This window comes from Bacillus sp. EAC, from assembly GCF_002156875.1.
GTDB lineage: Bacteria > Bacillota > Bacilli > Bacillales > Bacillaceae_G > Gottfriedia.
Genome location: NZ_NCSY01000004.1, coordinates 360,477 through 383,393, shown reverse-complemented (window position 1 = coordinate 383,393; position 22,917 = coordinate 360,477). Strand labels below are relative to the sequence as shown.

The 22,917-nt window shown below is 32.6% G+C and carries 20 protein-coding genes; 12 read left to right on the top strand and 8 right to left on the bottom strand.

From position 1 onward, the window contains the following. Positions 1-70 precede the first annotated feature (70 nt). The gene (locus B7R65_RS09375; RefSeq protein ID WP_088042499.1) at positions 71-562 is read left to right on the top strand and encodes a YajQ family cyclic di-GMP-binding protein; all 492 of its coding nucleotides are present in this window, start codon (positions 71-73) and stop codon (positions 560-562) included. Positions 563-964: 402 nt separating this feature from the next. Here the strand turns inward: B7R65_RS09375 and B7R65_RS09370 are convergent, their stop codons facing one another. Further along, positions 965-2,008, bottom strand: coding sequence for a LacI family DNA-binding transcriptional regulator (locus B7R65_RS09370; RefSeq protein ID WP_088042498.1), 1,044 nt, complete (start codon positions 2,006-2,008; stop codon positions 965-967). Between the two features lie 161 nt (positions 2,009-2,169). Continuing rightward, positions 2,170-3,681, bottom strand: coding sequence for an alpha-amylase family glycosyl hydrolase (locus B7R65_RS09365; RefSeq protein WP_179194825.1), 1,512 nt, complete (start codon positions 3,679-3,681; stop codon positions 2,170-2,172). A gap of 215 nt (positions 3,682-3,896) precedes the next feature. Here B7R65_RS09365 and B7R65_RS09360 point away from each other — a divergent pair, with 215 nt between their 5' ends. The 3 genes from B7R65_RS09360 to B7R65_RS09350 all read left to right on the top strand — a co-directional run bounded on the left by B7R65_RS09360 (position 3,897) and on the right by B7R65_RS09350 (position 7,488). Beyond that, the gene (locus B7R65_RS09360) at positions 3,897-5,678 is read left to right on the top strand and encodes an alpha-glycosidase (RefSeq protein ID WP_088042496.1); all 1,782 of its coding nucleotides are present in this window, start codon (positions 3,897-3,899) and stop codon (positions 5,676-5,678) included. A 208-nt stretch (positions 5,679-5,886) separates the two neighbouring features. Further along, positions 5,887-7,113, top strand: a complete 1,227-nt coding sequence (locus B7R65_RS09355) for an ammonium transporter (protein ID WP_088042689.1) — start codon at positions 5,887-5,889, stop codon at positions 7,111-7,113. A gap of 12 nt (positions 7,114-7,125) precedes the next feature. Next, positions 7,126-7,488, top strand: a complete 363-nt coding sequence (locus B7R65_RS09350; protein WP_088042495.1) for a P-II family nitrogen regulator — start codon at positions 7,126-7,128, stop codon at positions 7,486-7,488. 257 nt (positions 7,489-7,745) lie between these two features. Here B7R65_RS09350 and asnB read toward each other — a convergent pair whose 3' ends face one another. Further along, entirely contained in the window at positions 7,746-9,593 is a 1,848-nt protein-coding gene (asnB, locus tag B7R65_RS09345; protein WP_088042494.1) for an asparagine synthase (glutamine-hydrolyzing), read from the bottom strand. Positions 9,594-10,046: 453 nt separating this feature from the next. On the opposite strand from asnB, the gene B7R65_RS09340 reads away from it, so the two are divergent. Then, positions 10,047-10,610 carry a DUF2777 family protein gene (locus B7R65_RS09340; protein WP_088042493.1) on the top strand — a complete coding sequence of 188 codons (564 nt, stop codon included), beginning with the start codon at positions 10,047-10,049 and terminating at the stop codon, positions 10,608-10,610. 56 nt (positions 10,611-10,666) lie between these two features. On the opposite strand, the gene B7R65_RS09335 is transcribed toward B7R65_RS09340, so the two are convergent. Next, positions 10,667-11,038, bottom strand: coding sequence for a DUF1516 family protein (locus B7R65_RS09335; protein ID WP_088042492.1), 372 nt, complete (start codon positions 11,036-11,038; stop codon positions 10,667-10,669). A 597-nt stretch (positions 11,039-11,635) separates the two neighbouring features. On the opposite strand from B7R65_RS09335, the gene B7R65_RS09330 reads away from it, so the two are divergent. The 7 genes from B7R65_RS09330 (at position 11,636) to B7R65_RS09300 (ending at position 13,922) form a co-directional block, all read left to right on the top strand. Next, on the top strand, positions 11,636-11,791 hold the full coding sequence (locus B7R65_RS09330; RefSeq protein WP_088042491.1) for an aspartyl-phosphate phosphatase Spo0E family protein: 156 nt from the start codon (positions 11,636-11,638) through the stop codon (positions 11,789-11,791). Positions 11,792-11,948: 157 nt separating this feature from the next. Continuing rightward, positions 11,949-12,170: a spore germination protein gene (locus B7R65_RS09325; RefSeq protein ID WP_088042490.1), complete on the top strand. Its 222-nt coding sequence runs from the start codon at positions 11,949-11,951 to the stop codon at positions 12,168-12,170. A gap of 13 nt (positions 12,171-12,183) precedes the next feature. After that, positions 12,184-12,387, top strand: a complete 204-nt coding sequence (locus B7R65_RS09320) for a spore germination protein GerPB (RefSeq protein WP_088042489.1) — start codon at positions 12,184-12,186, stop codon at positions 12,385-12,387. Between the two features lie 32 nt (positions 12,388-12,419). Then, complete coding sequence (gene gerPC, locus B7R65_RS09315; protein WP_088042488.1) at positions 12,420-13,031, top strand: spore germination protein GerPC; 612 nt, start codon at positions 12,420-12,422, stop codon at positions 13,029-13,031. Next, the gene (locus B7R65_RS09310) at positions 13,028-13,204 is read left to right on the top strand and encodes a spore gernimation protein GerPD (protein WP_088042487.1); all 177 of its coding nucleotides are present in this window, start codon (positions 13,028-13,030) and stop codon (positions 13,202-13,204) included. The genes gerPC and B7R65_RS09310 overlap by 4 nt, the downstream gene beginning before the upstream one ends. Further along, positions 13,204-13,686: a spore germination protein GerPE gene (locus B7R65_RS09305; RefSeq protein ID WP_142288231.1), complete on the top strand. Its 483-nt coding sequence runs from the start codon at positions 13,204-13,206 to the stop codon at positions 13,684-13,686. The genes B7R65_RS09310 and B7R65_RS09305 overlap by 1 nt, the downstream gene beginning before the upstream one ends. Before the next feature lie 20 nt (positions 13,687-13,706). Continuing rightward, a complete protein-coding gene (locus tag B7R65_RS09300; RefSeq protein ID WP_088042485.1) occupies positions 13,707-13,922 on the top strand; it encodes a spore germination protein in 216 nt (71 codons plus the stop codon). A gap of 80 nt (positions 13,923-14,002) precedes the next feature. Here the strand turns inward: B7R65_RS09300 and addA are convergent, their stop codons facing one another. The 4 genes from addA to B7R65_RS09280 form a co-directional block, all read right to left on the bottom strand. Next, entirely contained in the window at positions 14,003-17,734 is a 3,732-nt protein-coding gene (gene addA / locus B7R65_RS09295) for a helicase-exonuclease AddAB subunit AddA (protein ID WP_179194824.1), read from the bottom strand. Continuing rightward, entirely contained in the window at positions 17,715-21,233 is a 3,519-nt protein-coding gene (gene addB / locus B7R65_RS09290; protein ID WP_088042483.1) for a helicase-exonuclease AddAB subunit AddB, read from the bottom strand. Before addB ends, addA begins: the two co-directional genes overlap by 20 nt. A gap of 295 nt (positions 21,234-21,528) precedes the next feature. After that, positions 21,529-22,080, bottom strand: coding sequence for a signal peptidase I (gene lepB, locus B7R65_RS09285; protein ID WP_088042482.1), 552 nt, complete (start codon positions 22,078-22,080; stop codon positions 21,529-21,531). 32 nt (positions 22,081-22,112) lie between these two features. Beyond that, the gene (locus B7R65_RS09280) at positions 22,113-22,754 is read right to left on the bottom strand and encodes a TVP38/TMEM64 family protein (RefSeq protein ID WP_088042481.1); all 642 of its coding nucleotides are present in this window, start codon (positions 22,752-22,754) and stop codon (positions 22,113-22,115) included. Between the last annotated feature and the right edge of the window lie 163 nt (positions 22,755-22,917).

The window sequence follows — 22,917 nt, the reverse complement described above, 5'->3', positions numbered from 1 at the left end:
ACTGAAAGTTTGTTACTTCGACTATCATACACTATAATACAAGTATTAACGATTTGGAGGGATTCTATCTATGTCAAAAGAAAGTTCATTTGATATTGTTTCTAAGGTAGACTTACCAGAAGTCTCAAATGCAATTCAACTTGCAACAAAAGAAATTGCTACACGCTATGATTTCAAGGGTAGTAAAAGTTCAATATCTTTAGAAAAAGAAGAGCTTGTTTTAGTATCTGATGATGATTTTAAATTGGAACAATTAAAAGATGTATTAATTAGTAAATTAGTTAAACGCAATGTACCAATTAAAAATTTAGATTACAGTAAAGTTGAATCAGCTTCTGGTGGAACAGTTAGACAAAGAGCTAAATTAGTTCAAGGAATTGATAAAGAAAATGCAAAAAAAATCAACACGATCATTAAAAATAGTGGTTTAAAAGTAAAATCACAAGTTCAAGATGATCAAGTTCGTGTAACAGCAAAAAGCAGAGATGATCTACAAGCAATCATCGCCGCTGTAAGAGCTGCTGATTTACCGATTGATGTACAATTCTTAAACTACCGATAGAAATACATAACAAAAAAGGATGACAATTTGTCATCCTTTTTAATTTATAGATCTTTAAACTAAATTGTTGATTTTCATGAGTATCAATTTTTCTTAAATACGCCATTACAAATAACAAAGCCAAATAAAAAAATTAAAATAAAGGCTCTTTTCTATACGATGTTGTTTAAAAAAAGGTTTTGTTTTGCCAACAGTAAATTAGAAAATGATTGAAAAGGAAGGTGCGAGACTCCTGTGGGAGTAGCGGGACAGTTGAGACCCCGCAGGCGCGAGTGCGCCGAGGAGGCTCAACGCACGCCCCACGGAAAGCGAGCATCCTGGAATGGAAATCTAGAAGTCTCTATATTTATAGCATTAGAGTTTTTTTAAGCCTAAAAAAAGAAGCTACGGACTGAATTTCCCTTAGCTTCGAATTAATTCTAAATTTTCTTTTCGTGCGCATGTTTCTCTAATAATCAATTTATAAGGAACAAGAATACTTTTTTCTGATCCATCTGGCTCTTCAATTTTAGAAATAATATTTTTAGTAGCCTCGTATCCTAATTGATAAATATTAATATCAACTGATGTTAAAGGTGGATTTGCAAGTTCCGCAAGAATTGCATTATTGAAGCTTACAATCGAAATATCATTTGGTACTGAAATGTTATGTTCTTGCAATACACTAATAATTCCTAATGCTAATACATCATCTGTTACAACAATAGCGGATGGTAATTCTTCAAGATTTAATAATTGATTAACCGCTTTTCGACCGCCATCTCTTGTAAATGAAGTGTAGATAATTTCCTGCTCACTTACTTGTAAACCGTTTAATTGCATCGTATCTTGGAAGCCTCGTAAACGATTTTTCGTTACAAGCAAACTACTCTCACCACCGACGAATGCGATTCTTTGATGCCCTTGATCAATTAAATAGTTCGTCACTTCTCTGGCAGCTGCATAATTATCATTATCAATATAAGTAATATCCTCAATATAGTGATATGGTTTTCCTACTAATACAAATGGAAACTGTTGCTCAGTTAAATAATCAATAATATTATCATTTTCTTTCGAGTACAGAAGTATAATTCCGTCTACCCTTCTTCCTCGTACTGTTTTATTAACAGTTAATTCAACTTCTTCTTCGTTTTTACCAGAAATAAAATAAAGTGAATACTCTTTTTGATTTGAATAAGCAGTTACACCTCTAATAACTTCTGCAAAAAATGGATTTTGAAATGAAGTATCTAATGCAGGCGGAAGTACTAATCCAATTGATTTTGTTGAACGGTTAGCTAATGACCTTGCATTTAAATTTGGATGGTAATTCAACTCATCCATAACTTTTCTAACTTTTCGTTTTGTTTTTTCACTAATTCTAGGACTATTTGAAATTACACGCGACACCGTAGAAGGTGCTACATTTGCTAATTTCGCAACGTCCTTTATCGTAATAGTCATTTTAATACTCCTTATCCCCAATGTTTGTAACCGTTCTCATCTATCTATTTAGCTAAGCGCTTTAAAGATTCCTTCAAATCAGTAAAGCACTTAGTCTTTATCATTTAGGCTATTTTATATACTTTAACAATCGTTTAGAAATGAGCCTCTTTTTAATTAGCCTACTTGTCATTCATTTTACGTTGGCGGCGACTTGCAAACCATAGGAAAATGATGAATCCAATAAAAATTGATGGAATTGCAATAATAACCCCAATATTTAAACCTGACTTAGGTGCCACTGCGTATATGTTTGATGACTCTCGTTTTAAGACGATGTCAAATCCTTCCTTTGACGGACGGACTAAATCATCATTTAAAAGACCTCTTAGTTCTTTATTTTTATTTACAACATCATAATCCAAGTGAACCTTATGATCATATGAGCTATTATTTATCGCTATAATCGTAGTCTCATTTTTAAATGTACGTTTAAATAGTGTCATGCCTTTTTTGTCATAAAGTAACTTAGAATCACCTTTAGTTAGTGAAGGTAACGTACTTCTTAACTCAGTCAGATTTTTGATATAATTCGAGAAATCCTCATCCGATCTGAAATCCATCCCTTTACGATTATCCGGAATCTTTCCACCATTTAATGCAATTTCAGTTCCGTAGTAATTCAATGGAGTACCCGGTGTTGAAAACAAATAAACAAGTGCTAATTTTAATCTGGATGGAGGATACTCTCCCCTTTTCAGCGCAATTGAAACAAATCGCTCTGTCATTTCGTCATCTACATAATTAACTAAAGATGTTGAATTTAGTTGATTAGACATGTCATTTTGATAAGTATATAACTCTTTAAGCGCCTGATTTTGCGAAGCAAACGTGTTGACAAGCTTGTTTACTAATGGCAGATCAGTAATTCCATCAAAACCTACGTTTTGATATTTTTTCATATCCTGATTGCCTTGCTGACTCAAATCAGCAATTAATACAAAATCAGGATTTTGTTGTTTCATTTCTTTATTAAAAGATTCCCAAAAAGATGTTGGAACATGATTAACCTCTTGTAAGTTATACCCATCAATATCCGCTTGATTCATCCACCATTTTCCTAAATCAATAAAATATTGCTGAACTTCTTTGTTATCCTGATTAAAATCTGGTAATCCATTTATCCACTTTTGTTCAAAACTTGTACTATCTTTAGAATTGAACCAGTTTGCATAATCTTTATTTTTTGCGAATTCTCCATTTGGTGAAGAATTATTTACCACAAAATCAAGATAGATTTTTAAATCACGTTTATGAGCCTCTTTTATTAATTTTTGTAAGTCCTTCATCGTTCCAAATCTTTGGTCAATCTTTTTAAAATTTGTAACAGAAAAACCGTCGTAAGAATTAATATCATTTTCAAAAATAGGTGAAATCGATATTGCTGTATATCCATAATCCTTTAAATAGTCTAGTTTTTTTGTAATTCCTTCTAAATCGCCACCTTGCGATTTATTTAGATCATTCGGATCCGTATCTTTATCATTTCTAGGATTCCCATCAAAAAATCGATCGACTAAAACACGGTAAATCATATCCGTTTTTAAATCATCTTTTTTCTCTGCAAATCCGATACTTGGCATTGTATTAAAAAGTAATACAAATACAAGTATTATTGAACTTAATCGTTTCATTTTTTCTCCCCCTGCAACAACTGTGCATGTACATTTTTCGGTCTCTATCATTATTTTGCAAAATATTAGAAGGAAATACAAATATTATATTAAATATCATAGAAATGAAAACGATTGCACAACCTATTTTTATTATACTGCTTACTGTTTATATAGCAAGAATATTTCTAACATATTTATACTCAACAAACATTTAACAATTAAAGGACGGTCCCATGCAAATTGAATCAATTTTTCATCAGCCATACGATCAATATACATTTTTAATAAACGAGCTTACTTATTGTATACGATTACGTACAAAAAAGGGAGATTGTTTGGGTATCGATTTCTATTATGGAGATCCATTCCAATTCAATGAAGCTGGATGGAAGATCGAGGAAATCCTTCAGATGTATCTTGCATTTTCAACGGAACATTTTGATTATTGGGAAGTCACTGTTTCTCCACCAAACAAGAGAATGAAATATTTATTTTATTTAAAAAGTGAACAATATAGCGTTTTTTATGGTGAAGGTGGCTATTCCAATGAGTTTATTTCGCATGATTTATCATTTTGCTTTACGTTAGCTTATTTACATCGCAATGAACTGATCTTACTTCCTAACTGGGTAAAAAAAACGGTATGGTATCAAATTTTCCCAGATCGCTTTGCAAGTGGTAATCAATTAAATAATCCAAAAGATGCATTAGCTTGGGGATCGAGTAGACCCACACAGTCAAGTTTTTATGGAGGTGACTTAGAAGGCATTATTCATAAAATAGATTATTTAAAACAATTAGGAATAACTGGTATCTACTTAACGCCTATATTTGAGGCAAATTCAAATCATAAATATGATACGATTAATTATTTTAAAGTAGACCCTACATTCGGGGACGAAAAAGTATTAAAAAAACTCATTCAAACATGTCATCAAAATGATATTCGTGTGATGCTAGATGCTGTTTTTAATCACGCCAGTGCGTCATTCCCCCCTTTTCAAGACGCCCTACAAAATGGTAAAAACTCACCATATTTTGAATGGTTTCATTTTATGAATGGTAATCCTGAATCGAACGAATTGTCTTATGAAACATTTTCATTTGTAAAAGAAATGCCAAAACTCAATACAGAAAATAAAGAAGTTCAAAACTTCTTATTAGAAGTAGGAGCATACTGGATAAAAGAATTTGATATCGACGGATGGCGTTTAGACGTTGCCAACGAGATTGATCATCATTTTTGGAAATTATTTAATAAAAAGATGAAAGGTATTAAACATGATTTATTTATTGTTGGAGAAATTTGGCATCATGCTATGCCGTGGTTACGTGGAGATGAATTTGATTCAGTCATGAATTATCCTCTTTTGAAATCATTACTTTCATACTTTGGGTATCAGTCAATTTCAACGGCTACCTTTCAAAATTCAATAAATGATCTTATTTCACTCTATCCACTGACAATATTAAAAGCATTATTTAATGTCTTAGGTACCCATGATACGCCTAGAGTACTGACACAATGTAATTTGAATGAAAAACGAGTAATTCTATTATTTGTTTTTCTATTTACATTTTACGGTACGCCATGTATTTATTACGGTGATGAAATCGGGCTTGAGGGAGGTAATGATCCTGAATGTAGAAGTTGTATGGAATGGGACTCATCAAAACAAAATACGATCATTTATGAATCTATAAAGAAATTAATATTGCTTAGAAAACAATATCCTGCTATAGAAAACGAGGGCACGTTTAAATGGCTTTTTACCGATAATGATCAAAACCTACTGTCTTATGAAAGAAAAACGGAAAATTTATCGATTGTAATACTTATTAATAACTCATGTGAAAATCGCTCAATATCTCTTCCCTATCATATTAAAGGGAAAAGGATTATTAATTTATGGAACAATGAACAATTTGCTACAGATTCAGATTCAATCATGATTGATATACCCCAAGTTGATTTTATCATCTTGCAAATTGATGCACAGACTCATAACTTCTGAGTCTGTATTTTTATGCATATTTTTAATCATGTTACATTTTCTTACATTTCACTATTTTGTTAGCGTTTTCATAAATATTTTTTAAAAAAAATTGAATTTTTACGAAAATATTTATTGAATTTTGCATATATTCTGAATATGATATGTTATATAACATTTAATGTTATAAAATCTAACATTAAAGAAATGGGGAATGAAAATGAACGGTATTCAATCTGCGGATAGTGTATTTCTCTTTATTTCAACCGTCTTGGTTATGATTATGACACCTGGTTTAGCTCTCTTTTATGGAGGGATGGTTAAAAGTAAGAACGTATTAAGTACGACCATGCATAGCTATTCTGCAATGGCCATTGTTTCAATTCAATGGGTACTTATTGGTTATTCACTTGCATTTGGTCCTGATGTAAAACACCTAATAGGTGATTTTTCTTGGGCAGGATTAAAAGATGTAGGGTTCTCAGCAAATGAAAATTATAGCGCAACAGTTCCACACAATCTCTTCATGATGTTCCAACTAATGTTCGCAATACTTACTCCCGCTCTTATTTCCGGTGCTTTCGCCGAAAGGATGAAATTTTCTGCATTTCTACTATTCACATTACTTTGGACAACACTTGTATATGATCCATTAGCTCATTGGGTTTGGGGAGTTGATGGATGGTTACGTAATTTAGGAGCTTTAGACTTTGCTGGTGGAACTGTAGTTCATATTTCGTCAGGAGTGTCTGGTTTAGTTTTAGCATTATTATTAGGTAAACGAAAAGATTTTGGTTCTTCTTCTCCCCATCATTTACCTTTAACCGTTTTAGGTGCGGGGTTATTATGGTTTGGATGGTTCGGTTTCAATGTTGGTAGTGCATTAACTTTAAATGATGTTGCATTAACTGCTTTTATTAATACGAATACTGCCGCTGCTACTGCCTCGGTTTCATGGGTTCTAGTTGAGTGGTATGTAAATAAAAAACCTACTTTACTTGGTGGTGTTAGTGGTGCTGTTGCTGGATTAGTTGCGATTACACCAGCATGCGGATTTGTTACACCACTGTCTTCTATAGCAATAGGATTCTTTGGGGGAATCATTTGTTTCCTTGCTGTAACCTATTTAAAAAACAAATTTGGTTATGATGATGCATTAGATGCTTTTGGTTGCCATGGTATTGGAGGTACATGGGGAGCTATTGCGACAGGATTATTTGCTACAAAATCAGTAAATAGTGCAGGTGCAGATGGTTTCTTCTATGGAAATGTAACATTATTGTGGAAACAACTCATTGCGATTGGAGCAACTTATGTATTTGCAGGAGTTTTAACTTTCCTAATTGTGAAAGTGATAAGCTTATTCATACAAGTTCGCGTCGATCAAGAAGAGGAAAATCTTGGTCTTGATTTAGCGATTCACGGTGAAAAAGCATATCATGATGCAAGTATATAAGGAGGGTTTTAAATGACTGCGAAATTAACAAAAATAGAAATTATCACTAGACCTGATAAGTTTGATATATTAAAAGATGCTCTCTCAAAGGTTGGAATTACAGGCATGACTGTAACGAATGTATTAGGGTGTGGCATGCAATCAGGCTATACAGAAGTCTACCGGGGAACGAAACGTACTATTAACCTTCATGAAAAAATTAAAGTCGAAATCGTTGTATGTGACGTTCCTGTCCAATCTGTTGTAGATGCAGCTAAAAAAGTATTAAAAACAGGCAAGCCAGGCGATGGCAAAATTTTTGTTTACCCAATCGAAAATGCGATTAAAATTCGTACTGGTGAAGAAGGTAGAGACGCATTACAAAACGACTATTAATCAAATACAAATAACCTAGTCATTTAACGGCTAGGTTTTTTGTATTTACTAAACTCACACTTCAATCTTACTTTAATTCTGATTTTTGCTTTCAGGCAAAATAAATCTTCAAACAGAAGTTGATTGGAACGGATATGCGAGACTCCTGTGTGAGTAGCAGGACAGATGTGCCCCATGGAAAGGGAGCACCCTGTAACGGAAATCAACATTATTTTTTACAGAGCCAAATAAAAAAAGAGGTGAATACCCACCTCTTTTTATGCCTTAATATTGATATTGTACTTTTTAAACCAAACATGAATTTGATATAGATGAGCAAGTAATTGTGGACCAGACATCAACTGACCATACCACGGTACTTGAAATGCATTTCCTTCACTTTCAACTAAATTATTAAGCTGTTCTTTATCAAAAAACTCATATAGTGCTGAGCTTTTATCCTTTAAACTTTCTTTTAATTTTTGGACGACCAGTTTTGTATACACAGGGTTATGCGTTTTTGGGTAAGGACTTTTTTTGCGATATAAAATTTCATCTGGCAATAATCCTTCCAACGCTTTTCTTAATATACCTTTTTCTCGATTACCATACATTTTTAATTCCCAAGGAATATTCCATACATACTCAACTAAACGATGATCTGCAAATGGAACACGAACTTCTAAACTAGCACCCATACTCATTCTATCTTTACGATCTAATAATTGTGCCATAAACCATTGGCGATTTAAGTAAAACAACTGTCTTCTTTTCGCCTCTAAATGGCTTTCTCCTTCAAGAATTGGCGTTTCACTCACCGTCTCATTATATCGATCCTGAACATAAGCAGCTAAATTTAATTTACAACTCCATTCACCTTTTAACAGATGCTGTCTTAATTCAGTTGACCTCATCCAAGGAAATGCCGGTCTATTTAAATCTTCTTCTCTATGAAACCATGGATAACCACCAAAAATTTCGTCTGCACACTCTCCTGATAAGCCAACTACGAATTTTTGTTTAATTTTTTGACAGAACCATAATAAGGATGAATCAACATCTGCCATTCCAGGTAGATCACGACATTCTGTTGCTTCTTCCAAATATTGCACAAGTTCTTCATTTGAAATTACACATCGTTGATGATTCGTATTAAAAGTAGATGACATTAAATCAATCCAAGGAGCATCTGAATTCGGTTGAAAAACACTAGATTTAAAGTACTTTTCATTTTCCTCATAATCAATTGAATAGGTTGTTAATTGTCCCTTACCTTCTTTTGCATAATGATTCGCTGCAATCGCTGTAATCGAACTCGAATCAACTCCACCTGATAAAAATGTACATAGTGGAACATCAGAAACCAATTGTCTGACGATTGCATCCTTAACTAGGAATTGAACTTTTTCAATCGTTTCTTCAACTGAATCTGTATGAACATTGCTAACTACATCCCAATATTTCCAAACACGTAATCCATTTCTAGAAAATATCATCGCATGCCCACCACGAAGTTCTTTAATCCCGTTAAACACTCCATTACCAGGTGTGCGTGATGGTCCTAATCCAAATACTTCAGATAATCCTTCCTCTGTTAATTCAGCTTTTACATCAGGATGAGCTAATATCGCTTTTACCTCCGAAGCAAACAACAATCTTTTATAATCTTCCTTATAAAATAAAGGTTTTACACCTAATCGGTCTCTCGCAATAAATAAGCTTTCTTTTTCTTCGTCCCAAATTGCAAATGCAAAAATACCATTAAATTTGTCTACACAAGCCTCTTTCCACTCTATATAGCTTGTAAGCAGCACTTCTGTATCTGAATGCCCTTGAAAAGTGTACCCTCGTTTTAAAAGTTCTTTCCGTAAATCTTCAGTATTGTATAACTCACCGTTATAACATAACGTATAAGTAAAATTCCCTTTAGACTTACGCATTGGTTGTTTTCCACCTTCAGGATCGACAACAACTAATCTTTTATGACCAAAATTGCAATGATTCGATGCCCATACATTTGTATCATCAGGACCACGTTTTGATAACGTGTCAGCCATTTTTTTTGAAATATCGGTCAACTTTAACAAATCATTTTGATAATCTGCCCACCCAGTTATTCCGCACATATTTCAATTTCTCCTTTCTGGGCTATTTCCCTATAGAAATAAATTTAATTCTATATCGTATTATTGTTCATAAAAATAGGTGCCATAAACCATAAAAAAAGTTACAAACCCATCCTTATTTGTCCATGCGTTTTTTCAATTTTTGCATAGTTATAAAATAGTAAAGTTATGTCAATAAATGAAAAAAGTAGCAGCTAAATTTTAAACTAAACATGATTTAAAATTAGTTGAAAACAAAACACTCCTATTAATGCCTACGAGGCAAGATATGTTAAATCTCTAACTATGGAACGATTATCGACTTTAAAATACAGTTAGTTGAAAAGGAAAAATATACTTTCACCTTCTTATTTTATGTTTACACAAAATGTCCGAATCATTAAATTTTCCAGATAACAAATCTAATTATATTATCGAAAAGAATTTAGAACGCTTGTAACTGGAGGTTACTTAATGCAATATAAGCTTCGAACACAACTTTTTAAAGAGCAACCTCGTGCTTTTACCATTGGAACAATTGAGGAAATTAATGATGAATGGGTCTTTTTCGATGATGAAACTGATGAAGCCTTTTTACTCGAAGAACTTATCGAAGTAGAATTTGAGGTTTCTATAAATGAAGAATGGACACCAGCTTCATTAAAAAATGGGACGTATAGTATCAATCATTCAAAAAAGAAAAAATTACAAAACGGTGACTTATTGCGAATTCAAAAGAAACTATTATATAGCTTTGATTCATTATTAAAGAATTTAAGTGATGAATCGTTTTATTCTTTAGCGTACTTACTTAATACTCACGGGTTTTCTCTTTACGACTGTCTATACTGTCATAATTTCCTTTCATTCCAACCAGAAGATACGCCTGTAGAAGGGGTAAATTTCATCGTTTTTGATAACGGAGAACTAGTTTGCTCTTTGTACCATCAGTTTAGAATTTCACCAGAAGAACAAAACCATCGATTTGAATTAACGAAAGCGACAGGTAACCGTTATTTATTAACTCAACTATCATAAAACTATAATTGCTTTATCAAATAAAAAAACTGCCACATCAAAATGTGGCAGTTTTTTTATGCAAAGAAATGAAAACCTAAAGGTAATCTGAATCCTATGTACAATAAAGCTAAAATAATAACAGTAAAAACTGTAGCTGGAATAACCATTTTTCTTTTTTTCTTTGAAGAAACAGTAAAGTATTCAAATACCCCTAACATGATAATGCCAAGTGTCATTTTGATATTGTACAGCATTTTAATATCTGACGGCATTGCATCCTTATCTAAACCGATAAATAAATACAGACCAGTTCCTAAAATAACAAAGTATAATAAACGTAAAATCATGTGAGCTATTTTCACATTTTGACCATTTTTATACCCATGTCCAACATAAAGAGCTAAAATAATAGCCAATACCCACGAAGTAATATGTAAGTGAACCATTTCATTTCCTCCCAAATTTCATATTCCAAATTATCATATCATACTATCGAATAAATTAATAAATTTAGCCATAACTCTAAAAAGAAGAAATTCTAATTTTGTCACAAATTCGCCATTTTTTAAGAAATACCTACTTTTCTAGGTCTTAAAAGTCACTAAATCAAGGCCCATATAAGGACATATTACTCACTTAATAACTGTTTCATTGAAATTATCTTTCTTAAAACTTATGAACATATCATACGATCTTAAATACCGTAACTTTATTCCTAACATCCATTTAAAACATCGTGACTTTCGAAGGATTTTGTTTATTTTTAAATATCAATCTAAAGGAATTGTAATCTACTGTCGAAAATAAATATATAGAGAACAACACATCTTTGTTTTTCGACATTCCACAACCTTTTTACTACAAAAACGGTTGAAATTCCACTTTTCATATGAAGTATTTAGTTGGGAATTGTAGTTATTTGTAACTTTTACACTTCTTTTAGCGAATGCCTTTTCATATGAAAATGATTTTGTATAATAGCATTACATACATCGCGAGACCTAGACATAATTCCCTATTCTTGAACAAAGTTGGTGACTAAATTGCTACTTCATGTTATAGAGAAAAAACGCGCTCGCATGGTATATTTTGCGGGGCGGTATGGCTTTACGAACAAGAGAACTGTATTATGCAGTCAAGAATTGGACAGGCTCATGAATATGATTTCTATTTCTTCTTTTACTAAAAAGAGAGCATAATAGCTGGTTGCGATTAGAATGTATTTTCTAATTGCGATTAGCTTTTTTTCTTTTTCATTAAATAGGATAACGCCTAAGTAATACACTTACAGTAATCACGTTTTAGGGCATTTAGCCATATAATACATAATCATAAAAAGACAAAGGATGTACAATCATGCCTGCTTATGTTGGAGTTATTAATATTGTAAGTATCGGAAGTAGCGCTGTAGTAAACGTTGGCGACGCATATCACATTCAACCTAAAAGTAATTCTCAAACATATGCTGGCGCTGGCTCATTTAATACAGGTGATAATGTAACTGTTTATAACAACAAGAGCATTTCGAATGTTTATGATCAAGATCAAATTGACCAACCAATAGTTGGAAACATGTAGAGGAGGGTGTTGTTTGAATATATATATACATCAAACAATTATTATCAATCAGCTTAAAACTGGCGGAATTGTCAATTCATCTGTTTTTCAAATAGGTACCTCAGGAAATATAAATGCAAAAACGATAACAAATAATACGGGCGATTATTTATCACCTGCACCACCAATTACTGAACCAGGTCAAATCGTTCGAACATCCCAAGAAGACTCGATTTAATTCCTGTAGCAAATTGAAAGCGAGGGAATGAAATGAATCAACTCGAAATGAGATACACTCAGATCGAACAAATTCTGTATGAACAATCACAAATGATTGAGCAATTAAAGAATCGAATTGTTCAACTTGAAACCACTGTACATGAGCTTTCCCAACGACCTGAAACAACGATTGAAAAAATTGAATATAAATTTGACCAATTAAAAGTAGAGAATTTAAATGGTTCGTTATCGATTGGATTGAATCCACTTCAAGCCCCAACATTTGATGATTTAACAGTTGAAAACCAACAAATTACAATTAAGTCAGATACTCAAATGAAAGAATTAAAATCGTATATTCAAGAACGAATTAATTTCCATTTAAAAGAAGAAGCATTTGAAACAATCCATCAATTAGAAATGGAACTGAGATGTTCTGTAGATGATTACTATCGTCAAATGATGATTGATGATATTCGAAATCAAATGGATATACGGATACCTTACTATATAGACTTATTTAAAAATAAGCCTAACTTTGAAGAAAATCCTATGAAGTATTCTGAAGAAGTTGTATTACACATGTTACGAGATATTCAAACAGCTTATCGTGCATTTTTACAAAACTTACCTAATAATATCCGAAAGGAGAATAAAGGATGAATTTAAATGTAACAAACTGTAATTTACAAGTTGATACAATAAAGTTTACAGCAGTTTCATCATCCTCATTATTTTTGATCGGTGATGCTCATAACATATCACTATCCTCCATATTTGATACTCCCCCCGAATCGTTAATTATTGGACCATTTGTGCCTTTATCTATAAGCTAATGTTTAAGATTGATCCTAGATTTCGATTAGCTGCAGTGGAGAGATTCGATGTGAACTCTACATTATTTTCTAGTATTCTACAATTTGGGGATGTCTTTTCGATTAATTCAGAATCGAACGCTCTTGCATTACATCAAGAAGGAAAAATCATTGCCAATCCAGAAAGAGATGTTTTCGAAATTTATCCAGTTTATAAAGTAGTACCGACCCATGATCCTTATGTTCCAATTGTTAATTTGAATCGAGTAAATATTAACCCTACAATCCAAGTTGGATACATTACTTTTAACGGTATCAGTGCGGCAAGTGTCTCACTCATTGGATCAGTTCATAGTGCATCCATGTTATCACGTGTTCATCAAATACGACGTTTTGAAAAAGAAACTCAAATACAGTATCAATCTCATTCCAGTGCTACTTCTACACCGATTCATGAAGAATATATTACTGGTGCTACTGGTACACCGACAATACAATCTTAAATAAGAAGGGAGAGAGATTAATGCCTACATTTCTAGGAGCAATCGTTATACAAAACAATGAAGGTAGCATTAATACAGGTGATTTGAACAATATTTCACCAAAAACTGCTACAAAATCATACTTTGGTTCCGGTTCAGGTAACACTGGATTTATCCCAACTACTGTAAGTGGTGCAAGTGCTACAAATACACTTGATGCAGATTTAGCAGATCAAAATGACGTTGCGACATTATAATTCTGTAAAGTACTCCGAAAAAACTAAAAAGAAAAGCGATGCCCATTGGCATCGCTTTTCTACTTTCTTTAAACTTATTTTTAAAGTTCAATAATATGTCCACCGTCAAAGAAATAAAGAAATTTTGATTTGATCCTCTTTTCCATCCCTGCTTCAATTGCTCTAGTATAAAGATCTAATTGGACCCCATATCGTCTAATTGCTTCATTTCTTAATTCATCAATCGAAGAAAATGAGTCCGTTCGATCTGTTTTATAATCGATCAAAATGGCCTCATCACCCTCAATTAAGAGTAAATCAATAATGCCTTGAATTAGGACAACTTCTTCCTCGTCTTCCCAATCTTTATATATTTCATTTGTTGGCACACCAAAACTAAATGGTACTTCTCGTAATATCCGATTCGATTTTTGAACTAATTGACCTAATTCAGACTGACAAAACTGATAAATATCTGAGCTATTAACCACTTCTCCTTGTTCAATAGTGATTAATTCTTTTGAAATCATCTGATTTACTTGTTCCTGAATTTCTTCTTTAGATGAAACTTGTAAATAATTTAGATTCTGCATAACTGCGTGAGTAGCCGTTCCCTTCTCGGCTTGATTCATCTTAGTTTCAGACATAAATTTAGGTCTCTCTAGTGGGAAACTTTTAGAAGATGTATAACTCCCGGTATATGGATCTTCTTCCTGCATTTTTCGTTTCAACTCAGTAACAGATTGTTTTGGTCTATATAATGTAGATTGATTGTATTTATATTTCCAGTTTAATTGATGTTCTAGCGTTTCTTTCCATTGATTATTATCGAGTTTAATGGCTTCTTTCAACTGCAATGATTGATAAATACTTGATTTGTTATTTTCATCCTCTTCTTGTTCCAATTGTTTAATCGTAGAAGCATCAACTATGGAATAAGTCCACCTACATGGATAAAATTGAATTTCATTTGAAGTATTCCATAACTCATCTTCAATTCGAATTGCATTACTTGATTCATGTCTAATTACTGATGGTCCAATCCAATCAAGATAGCATTTTGCGCCACTGATTACATTTAGTGGCAGAAGCCAATCATTATGGTTTTCAACTTCTTTCCATTTATCAATTGTTTTTTGCGATGTGTCCTTCGCTCTTCCTACTAAAATCAATTTTTCTTTCGCACGTGTTAATGCTACGTAAAGAATACGTAATTCCTCTGAAATTAATTCTTCCCGTTCTTTACGTTTAATCGTTTCTTTCAACAATGTAGTGTTTGTCGTACGATAGATTGGATGGACATAATTCATGCCCAATCCTAATTCCTTTTGTAAAATAAATTTCCCATTAAGGTCCTGCATATTAAATTGCTTTGATGTATTTACCACAAATACTACTGGGAATTCCAAACCTTTACTTTTATGAATAGTCATCATTTGTACTACATTCTCTTGGTCACTTACTATTCGAACCTCGCCTAACTCCTCATCTCTCTCCTGCATTCGATCTAAAAATCGAAGAAATTGAAATAGACTTCTATAATTCGTTTCTTCTAACGATTTAGCTCGATCAAATATTGTTAATAAATTGGCTTGTCTTTGTTTTCCACCAGATAATCCGCCTACAAAGTCAAAATAAGTAGATTCAATTAATACTTTCCAAATAAAAATTGATAAAGACTCCCTCTTAACTAACTGTTTCCATTTCGTTAATTGAAGAAAGAAGTTTACTAATTTATGTGATAATGCTTGTTTACTTTTATCAAAATTATTCATATAAGCAAGACACGCATCATAAAAAGAACCTTTTTTCTCATTTAATCTTATGAGTGTTAACTCTCGTTCGCTAAGACCAACTATTGGAGACCGTAATACTGAAGCAAGCGGAATATCTTGAATCGAATTATCAATAATTTTTAATAGATTTAGAAAGACTGCTACTTCAATTGTTTCAAACAAATTATTAGATTTCTCCGCATAAAGTGGTATTCCAAGCGACTTACATTCCTCGATATATAAATCTGCATTTGATAGTGAACGTCCTAATATAGCAATATCACTATATTTAATTGGCCTCATTTCACCTGATTTTTCTGTAACTAGATAATGACTTTCAACTAGTTCTTTCATTCGATTTGCTACATATCTTGCTTCAATTCGATCAAGTTTTTCCTCAATTATTTCTTCACTTTCTACTTGTTCATCAGAAAATGCTTCATCGTCAGTCTTTGTTAAAAGAACTAATTCCGCTGCACTATCCTCATATTCAGGATAATTCGCGCCAAGCTTTAACATGGCATCTTCATCGTATTCGATTCCACCTATTTCTCTTCCCATAATTTGTTGGAAAATAAAATTTGTAGCATCTAACACTTCAGATCTACTACGAAAATTTTTAGATAAATCGATCCGTAAACCTGTATTGCTATTTTGTTCTTTTTCAAAGTGATTATATTTCGTAATAAATAATTGCGGTTCAGCTAAACGAAATCTGTAAATTGATTGTTTAACATCACCTACCATGAATAAGTTACCTGAAGCACCTGTTCCTCTAGTAATTAATCTTAAAATCGATTCTTGTACATAGTTAGTATCTTGGTATTCATCCACTAAAACTTCAGTAAATTTTTCTTGATAAACTTTAGCTACAGAAGAAGGAACTAGTTCATTCTGATGATCCTTGTCCTTTAATATTTGAAGTGCATAGTGTTCTAAATCATTGAAATCTAATATCCCATTTTCTAGTTTCGCTTGCTTAAACATTACAATAAATTGATTGACTAACCCTATTAACTTTTGACATAGTGGCTTTAATTCATGAATTTGTTTTAATTGAACATCAATATGTCGACTAAAATATTTATCTTTTATATCATCAATTTTCTTTTTAATTTCATCTCTAAAACTCTTTGCAAGTTCTTTCTTGTGTTGATCCCCTTCAGTCTTTTTGATGATAGGAAGTCTATTAAAAGCTATATTTTTTAGTTCATCATTAATAGTTTCCCAAGATTTTTGTGTGACATGAAGTAACGATTCTAATCTGAAGCATTCTTCCTTAAATAAGTCTGCGTATTTTATTGGACCATCTGGACTGTCTATTAAATCAAGTGCCTGCTTATATCCGTTGATGCAAGTAACAATGTCCCCTTGAATAAATTTCTTTAGTTCTTTTATGAACGGAATATCATCAACTTCTTTATTCATGACATCATATTGATCTATAAATGAATTTAAGAACTCACTTGGATTCGGATTTGAAATGGCATGTCGATATAATTTTAAGATTAATTTTGGTAAATCATTATCGTCACGGTCGCTCGTATAACGATCGATAAAATCGAAAAAGTGTATATTCTCTTCATCGCTATATTCATTCTCTAATAATTCTTCCAAAACCTCATCCATTAATAGTTTTATTTCCACTTCTTCTGCAGTTCGGAAATTCGGGTCTAATTCAACCATATAATAATTCGAACGTATTACTTCAGTGCAAAACGAGTGAATTGTAGAGATAGACGCCTTATTTAACAGGGAGGCCTGTTTACGCAAATGTTCTGAACTAGGATTGAGTTCCAATTGCTTTTCTAATGCGATTCCAATTCTCTCTTTCATTTCCTGTGCACTGGCTTTTGTAAATGTAACGACAAGTAATTCATCTACATTAATCGCATTCTCATCACGGATAATTTTTTGAATGATTCGTTCAACTAATACCGCTGTTTTACCAGATCCAGCGGCTGCTGCTACTAAAATATCTGACCCTTCCCTATCAATTGCTTTTTGTTGATCCGCTGTCCACATAGTCTTTTTTGCCTTATTTTCTTCCTGACTCATCATATTTCACCGCCTCTATCATTTTATGTAACGCTTCATCATCTTTTAAAGGAGGGAGAATACGATATTCGTTTCCTTTTACATTTTTATCAAATTGACAAACAGATTTAAATGAGCAATAAGTACAAGGGATTTTATCTTTTTGTTGATATGGATTTGCTTCAACAACCCCTTGAAAAATTTGTTGGCCAGCTTCTGTAAATTTTTGTTTAATATAATTCGTCATCATCGGATATTGCTCGAGATTTACAGTTTTTGACTTTGCTGTGTATTCACCACTTTTTTTAATTGCGACCGGAATTATATCCGAAGATCCGCCATCTTCAATCAACTCTTCATCCATTAATATATTGCTCTCTCGGTTTGCTAATAATAGTCCATTCATCTTAAACTTTTTAAAGATTTCATTTTGAATATCATCCAGTCCAACAAACTTATTACCAACATCTACTATTGGATTTTGTACATGGAAATATAAAATCCCTGCAGGATCTGCCGGCTTTCCAAGTAAGTTGTTGGAATTCGCAACCGCAATATCAAGATAAGTAAGTAACTGTAAAGCTAGTCCATAATAAACATCAGACAATTTTAATTCTTTATTTGTAGATTTATAATCTAGTATTCGTAAATAATCACCGTTTTCACTAGATGCCTGGTCAATACGGTCAATTCGTCCATTTAAAACCATTTTTCGTTTTTGATCAATTGGAAGGTCGTAGGAATTTAATTGCTTCCCTGCACCAAAAGGAACCTCTAATGCAATTGGTATAAATTTCCCCGCACTCTCTTGCTTACTCAAGATTGAAGAAACCTTTGATATAACATCTTTCATTTTTTTCTTTAAGAAGAGATAACGATTTGTGCTAAGTAATATTTCACGTTGAAACTTTGGAGAGATTTCGTCCACTACTTTTGAGGCCAATTCCTCGCACTCAGAATTAGTTAAACCGCTCCAGCTTTTACCCTCTTGAAGGAGGTTTTCTCCAATAATTGTTAAAGCACTATGGAATAATTGCCCCATATCAAATGCTTCAAATTTATATATTTCACGGTCCTGCAGTTGCAAACCATAACGAGCGAAATGAGCATAAGCACATTGATGGAAAAGTTCTATTCGCGACACTGAACCTTTCAATTCTTCCCCATAAAGCTCCGTGCTTAAATCCTCACCAAGTGGTTTGGCAATATTGTTATACATCACACTATTTAGTACTTTATAAAGCTTATCTTTGAAGTCACCGTCTTCGCGGAGTAAATTATAAACAGTCCACCAAATATCCATATTAACTTCTCGATCTTGTGAGGACCAAATTTGAACTTGCGACACTAAGTGAGAAATAGCCGTACCATGATTTGTTAAATAAGATAACTGATCATCGGTAGCACTAAATGTTAAATCACCACTTTCAAATCGTTTACGTATTGTTGGAAAAATTGTTTTAATCCTTTGAATAATACTTGAAGGTGTCAAAATTTTCCCTTCATCATTTGCTAATGGGTAACTAACGATTAAGCAATCACTTGCTCTATTCATCCCCATATAGATATTAAAGTTCTCAGCGAATAATTGTTGTTTACTAGTAGGTGCGACTTCAAGACCAAATGATTGTAAATATTCTCTTGCTGCATCACCTAATAATCCGTCCTCACTTACTTTACTAGGAATGACTCCTTCATTTACTCCTAAAATATAGGCACATTTTATATTTTGTAATCGAGAGTGATCGAAGTCAGCAATATTCACTTGATCTAAAGATGCTGGAACATTTGCAAACTGAAGTGAAAGAAATCCTGTTTGTAAAATTTGAAAAAATGTTTTACGAGACATTTTTTCAGTTCCAATTAATTCAACACATTCATCAAGAAGTTGGATGAAACCTTTCCATACTTGATCATGATCCTTACTTTCTATTAAATTTGACTGAGATTCTGCCTCATCTTTTAACCTTTGAAGCTTTCTTGAAATGTCCATCGATTCAATATACTGATATAGTGCGACACACATTTCTTTTACATTTTGAGCTTTCTTCAGTTCATTTTGAAGTGTGAGTATAGGGTTTACTAATAAATCACGTTCTTTATTTATAAGGTCCTCAAATTCTAATTCTTCATCTGTTTTCCCAATGGAAATCCCATCAGTGGAGCGATATTTCCGATAATTCCACCGTTCATCTTTTGTCCACTTTTTACCTTGTTTTCCATAGGCAATACAATAGTTTTCGAATAGTTCGAGATGCTCTCTATTTTTATGTACATCACTATCATATGGATAAACTAACTCTGTTTTATATGCAGTAAAAATTGCTTCATAGCGCCAGTTCTTCTGAATGATATCAAATGTTGCTTGTAATAAAGTAAATAATGGATGTGTTAACATTGAGCGTTTTTCTTCTATGAAAATGGGTATTTGATATGTATGAAAAATAGTAGATATCAGATGTGAATATGAATCACTATTTCGAAGGAAAATAGCGATATCACGGTACCTATATCCTTCATCACGAACCTTTCTAATTATATCTCTAGCTATTGCATGTACTTCTGTTCTACGATTAGCAGCAGAAATAACCTCTAATCCTTCTGAATCGAATGAGGCTTTTAGTGGTCTACGATCAAAATTTTCTTCAAAGTATTTTAAAGCATTCGTTTTACCTCTTTGATTTACTTTACATATTACTGGTGCTTCTATTGATAGATTCAAGCTTAAAGCTAATTGTTTCATTTGAAAATATAACTGTGCTGGTTTGTGAAACAAGTTTAGTTCATGAGGTAAACCATCATCATAAGGTTGGTCTAATGTTAATGAGAACTTCACTTCGCTGCAATGCTTCATTAACATCTCAACGACACTTCGCTCTTGTGGAGCTAAATCATAATATCCGTCTATGTAAATAATACTGTCCTTTAGATAATCACTTTTGGGAATTTCTTGAATAAGAAGATTTAAATAATCCTCTGAATCAAGATACTTATCCTTCATATATGTATTAAAAGCCTCAAAAACGATTTGAATATCGTTTATTTTTTGTTGGATAAAAACGCGATCATTTGAAGATTGTTGCTCCATTTGATGAATAACAGTTGCCAATTCCTCATCTGAAACTTTGAAACCTTTAAATTCAGCGATGAGTGCTGACAATTCTTTATAAAAACCTTGTTGGTCAGCAACGTGATGAAATACTTTTAATTCTTCTTTTCTTTCTTCAATGATTTTACGAAGAATCATTGAAATTCCAATCTCACCAATATGTATTCTACTTATTCCACCAGTTTCTTGTAATACTTTCCAAGCTAGACGAGTAAAACTAAATACTTGTGAATTTAAAAGTGCTTTCTTTTCTTGTCTTTTTACAAGTTCATATTCCATTTGAAAGGTCATTTGATCTGGAACAATTAATATAATATTTTTTAGTTCATTTTTTATTCTTTTTGACATTTCATTTAAGATTGAATATGTTTTCCCACTACCTGTACGTCCTAATATGAATTGAAATGACATATCATACCCCTTCCTTTCTAATCTATTAATGTTCAAAATTAGTTAATTTCCGCTTCAAGATGCTCGCTTTTCCGCGGGAGGCTGCTTTAGCCTCCTGGGCCCACAAGACGTGGGTCATGCATGCGTTACGACAGGATGTCGTGTTATTAGCATGTCTACCTTTTTGGCATCTTGCGTGAGTCTCACCTTTCCCATTACTTCCACAAGAGTCGAGCATTACCTTTCCAATCATCATTACTATCAACAGTATGAATTGACAGTACTTACTTATAAAGAAAAGCCCCCAAAAAGGAGCTTATTTGTTAAAATTCGTATTCATATTTGAAAGTGGCCAATATAGCAAATCTACTTTACCAACTATTTTATCAACTTTTACAAAACCAAACAAACGACTGTCATAACTTTTTGGACGATTATCCCCTTCTACAAAGACGTAACCTGACGGAACTCTAGTTTTTCCTGTTATTTCGTTCAAGCTAAAATCCCCAGTAAAAGGAACACCTTTTAATATACTTTTATATTCATTAAGATATGGTTCGCTCATTTTCTTGTTATTAATATAGAGATGATCGTTTTTATATTCAATCGTATCACCCGATAATCCAATAACTCGCTTCACATAATCCTCTTCTTTATTTGCATGAAAAACGATTACATCAAAACGTTTAATTTCTCCCAATTGATAACCAAACTTGTTGATTACTAGTAAATTTCCATCTTTTAGTGTAGGCATCATTGATTCTCCATCAACTACATACGTTGAAAACAAAAATGTCCTTACAATAAAAGCAATTGCTACTCCTAGAATTAATGCCTTACCCCAGTCAAAAACTTCTTTTTTTAACATTTTAGTAGCTCGCTCCCCTGAGTAATAATTAGTTATTGCTCATCAGATGGTTGAGGCGTACCGTTATTCTTTGATGTATTCTCGTTGATGTTCATACGTTTCTCAATCACTTTTCCAACAATCCATAATACAAAAATAAAAATTCCTATGTATAATGCTTTTATCGGATTTCCAAAGACTGAAGTTAAATCCTTACCTAAATAACTAATCACAGCAATCATCGTAAATTTCCCTAATACAAGAGCAATTAAGAATTGAGTAATTTTTATACGAGATAAACCTGCAACTATGTTAATTAAAAAGGAAGGTGAAAAGGGAAATGAAAACATTATAAAAATTGGACCAAATCCTCTTTTTTCAATCCATCCAATTGAAGACTTAACCTTTTGATGCTTATTTAGGAAAGAAAAAAATCGTTTCTGCCCAAACTTTCTCACGAGATAAAATAATAAAATTGAACCTAAACAAGATCCAATCCATGAATATAAAAATCCCAATAAAGGACCAAATGCTGCAGCATTCGCAAATACGAAAACGACCAGAGGTAGTATTGGAAATATAGCCTCAAGAAATGGAATTGAAATCCCGATTAATGGACCATAATCTTTGTATTGCTGAATTAGATGTAAAAAATGTTCCTCTGTAAAAAAATCCTTTATGTCAAAAACGCTCATCTAAATATGAATCTCCTTAAACCATTTTTCAATAATGATATCCTTACTGTTAACATTATCACATATAACTATTTATTCAATAATAATAAATGCTACTATTAGTAATTTTTCATGAATTATTCGTTCCTTTTTAAAATGTTAATTGTACCATTGTTACTTCTAA